Annotated in this window: 3 protein-coding genes; 1 reads left to right on the forward strand and 2 read right to left on the reverse strand. The window is 67.2% G+C overall.

Going from position 1 to position 3,067, the window contains the following annotated elements; translation table 11 throughout:
- Positions 1 to 86: 86 nt before the first annotated feature.
- Entirely contained in the window at positions 87 to 338 is a 252-nt protein-coding gene (locus ACLQ3K_RS26375) for a hypothetical protein (RefSeq protein ID WP_133298647.1), read from the forward strand.
- On the opposite strand, the gene istB is transcribed toward ACLQ3K_RS26375, so the two are convergent.
- Together istB and istA are read right to left on the reverse strand one after the other, a co-directional pair.
- Complete coding sequence (gene istB / locus ACLQ3K_RS26380) at positions 335 to 1,162, reverse strand: IS21-like element helper ATPase IstB (RefSeq protein ID WP_068526535.1); 828 nt, start codon at positions 1,160 to 1,162, stop codon at positions 335 to 337. The two genes, ACLQ3K_RS26375 and istB, sit on opposite strands and share 4 nt — an antisense overlap.
- Positions 1,159 to 2,916, reverse strand: coding sequence for an IS21 family transposase (gene istA / locus ACLQ3K_RS26385; RefSeq protein ID WP_227967292.1), 1,758 nt, complete (start codon positions 2,914 to 2,916; stop codon positions 1,159 to 1,161). Before istA ends, istB begins: the two co-directional genes overlap by 4 nt.
- Between the last annotated feature and the right edge of the window lie 151 nt (positions 2,917 to 3,067).

Raw genomic sequence — 3,067 nt, forward strand, 5'->3', positions numbered from 1 at the left:
TGGCTATGTCAAGTTGATCTGGCCCCGGTAGGGCGGTTTCATTCGGCCCCACCTGAGTGGGGCCCTGAGCCGCTAGAGTCCGCGGTGTGGATGGGCGGCCGCGGGTGCGCAGTGTGGTTGCGCCGACTGGTTGGGATCGCGAGTCGGTGCGTGCGTATGCCGAGTTCGTGATCGCGCGTGATGATCAGCTCGGTGATCAGGTATCGGTCCGGGTGAAGATTAAAGACGGGGAGCCACTGCCGAACCTGACGACCCGGTGGACCGTGGTTTATGTCACTCACCAGAACCGGGCCTTGCGCCGGCATCTGTCGGTAGTCAAGGACGAACGCCGCGCTTAGCCCGCGGTAGCTGCTGCTTCGGTGTGAGCCAGGCGGTAGCTGTGAGTGCCGGTTTCGATGATGGTGCCGCGGTAGGTGAGCCGGTCGACGATCGCGGCGCAGAGTCGTGGGTCGGTGAAGGTGTCTGTCCAGCCGGAGAAGGACTGGTTGGAAGCGATCGCGACGCTGTTCTTCTCTTCGCGTTCGGTGAGGACTTGGAAGAGCAGTTCGGCGCCGCGGCGATCGAGTTCCATGTAGCCGAGCTCGTCGATGATGAGCAGGTCAACGCGGCCGTAGCGGTTGATGGTCTTCGCGAGCTGCTTCTCGTCAGCGGCCTCGACCAGCTCGTTCACTAGTTTGGTGGCGAGGGTGTAGCGGACTCTAAAGCCTTGCTCGGCGGCAGCGGTTCCCAATCCGATCAGCAGATGGGATTTGCCGGTTCCGGAGTCGCCGATGAGGCAGAGCGGCAGTCCGTGGCGGATCCAGTCGCCGGTGGCGAGCTGGTGGATGGTGGCGGGTTCGATGTCGGGGTTGGCGTCGAAGTCGAAGTCCGCCAGCCACTTCTCCCGCGGGAACCCCGCGGCTTTGACGCGGCGAACAGTGGAGCGGCGGTCCCGGTCGTCGACTTCGGCGAGCAGGAGTTCGGCGAGGAACCCCTGGTAGGACAATTGCTGCTTGGCGGCGGCGGTGAGGTGCTGGTCGATCATCGACCGCACTGTCGGCAGGCGTAGGCGCCGGCAGGCCTGGTCAACGGCGGCGAGGGCGGCTTCTTCGGTGAGGCCGCCCCGGCGGCGCAACGACGGGGCCAGCGCATTCGTCTGGTTCTTATTGGCGGTTGCGGTCATAGCCGGGTGGGCCTTTCAATCGGTGGTGGGTCCAGCGACTCAATCGGTGGTGGGTCCAGCGACGCAGGTAGCGCGTCGGAGGCAGTGCGTCGCCGGTGCTGCGGGAGCAGGCGGTCGTAGGCCGTAACGCTGGGCAGCGGTCGCCGGTCGGGTGGCAGGCCGGCGATCACCGCCGCGGGGTCTGCGAGCCGTCGTTGGGTGAGGCTGACAACTCGTTGCTCGCGTCGTTCGGCATGGCGATCGAGATGACGGCCAGCGTTGGCCCCACCTGTCTGGTCGGCAGCGACCGAGGCGTGCGCGAGCAGGCGGGCTTCGGCGCGGCGAGCCTCAACGGCGACGACCTCGGCGCTCACCGCCCCGACCCGCAATGCAGCATCGATGCCGGCGATCACCGCCGCGGCGGGCAGGCTGCGGTGCAGCAGCAGGACGTCGATCAGCTCGCTGGTGCCGTCGGTGTCGCCGTTGACTCGTCGGGCGGCGGCCCAGAACGCATCATGGCTGGCGGTGAACACCCCGGCAGCGCGGGCCTGCGCCAACGCCGTTGATCCCGGCAGGGCACCGGGTTTGAACTTGAGCACCTCGAGGTAGTGGTCGAGGTCGATCTTCGCGGTGCCGCGGCCGGCGACCCGTGGATGCCGCGCGACCAGGGTCCGGCCGTCGTAGACCAGCAGCTGGGAGGCTTGTAGTGAGACGCGGACTCGGCGGCCGATCAGGTGCGCCGGCACCGAATACTTCACCATCCGAACGGTGATCATCGCCGACCGATCGACCCGTGGTGTGAGGATCAGGCCCGGGTCGAAATCCTCCACCGGCAGCGGCGCGAGCGCTGCTCGGTCGTGCTCGTAGTCCTGGCCGATGGTGCGCAGTCGTCCGTCGATCCGGCGGCCCTCGTCGCGGTCCTCCCAGGCTTTGATCTGCTCGTTGAGCTCATCGAGGGACTCGACCTGCGGCATTGGGGTCAGCCGGTTGCGGCGGAACCATCCGACCTCGCCTTCAACGCCGCCCTTCTCGTGCGCCCCGGCGATGCCGGGCTGGCAGTAGAACGGATCGAATCCGTAGTGCGAGTGAAACAACGTCCACCGCGGGTTCTCCTGTCGCCGCCGGTCTCCGCCCTGCAGGACCGCGACCACCGCCGAGGTGAGATTGTCGTAGCGGATATGCCGGGTCGGGACCCCGCCGAGCTCGCGGAACGCCTCGACGTGCCCTTCGAGGAACGCTTCCTGCCCGCCGGTCGGATAGACCCGGTGAATGGCCTTGCCCGAGTGCGAGAGCCGGTAGACGAACATGTGGCACTTGGTCTTCACCCCGCCCAGGATCACCCAGACCTCGCCGAAGTCGACCTCCGCCTCCGCCCCGGATGCGTGGTCCTGGGCGATGAACACCTCCCGGCGGCGGCCGGCCTCCACCTCGATCTGCGCCCGCCGGACCCGCACGTAGTCCCGCACCGTCGAATACGACAACTCGACCGCATCGTGCTCGATCGCCAGGCGTTCCCGGATCCGCGTCGCGGTGTGCCGCTGCTTACGCGGAGCATCCAGATCCGACCGCAACATCTCATCAATCGCCGCCTTGAACCGGTCCAACCGCGGCGACGACCGCTCCGGCGTCTTCCGCGGCGGCGGCTCCGCCGATGACAACGCCTGCCGCACCGTCCTCCGGTGCACGCCATGCTTGCGAGCCAACGCCCGGATACTCATGCCCTCGACCCGGGCGTCCCGCCGGATCTGCGCGAACAGCTCCACCTTCGATCCCATCATTGGCCACCACCTGCTTCGGCTCGGAAACGATGTTCACGAGCAACCATCAGGTGGGGCCAGATCAAACCGTCGCAACACCACCGGCGAGTCGCAAACGGGGCCAGGTCTAGCCGTCGAGCCGGGGCCTCTTCAAGCTGTCATAGTGAGA

The sequence above is a fragment of the Tsukamurella sp. DT100 genome, from assembly GCF_049844855.1.
Classification (GTDB): domain Bacteria; phylum Actinomycetota; class Actinomycetes; order Mycobacteriales; family Mycobacteriaceae; genus Tsukamurella.

Excerpts from the sequence above, each read along its gene's own strand:
- istB (WP_068526535.1), bottom strand. The coding sequence starts at position 1,162 with ATGACCGCAACCGCCAATAAGAACCAGACGAATGCGCTGGCCCCGTCG.
- istA (WP_227967292.1), bottom strand. The coding sequence starts at position 2,916 with ATGGGATCGAAGGTGGAGCTGTTCGCGCAGATCCGGCGGGACGCCCGG.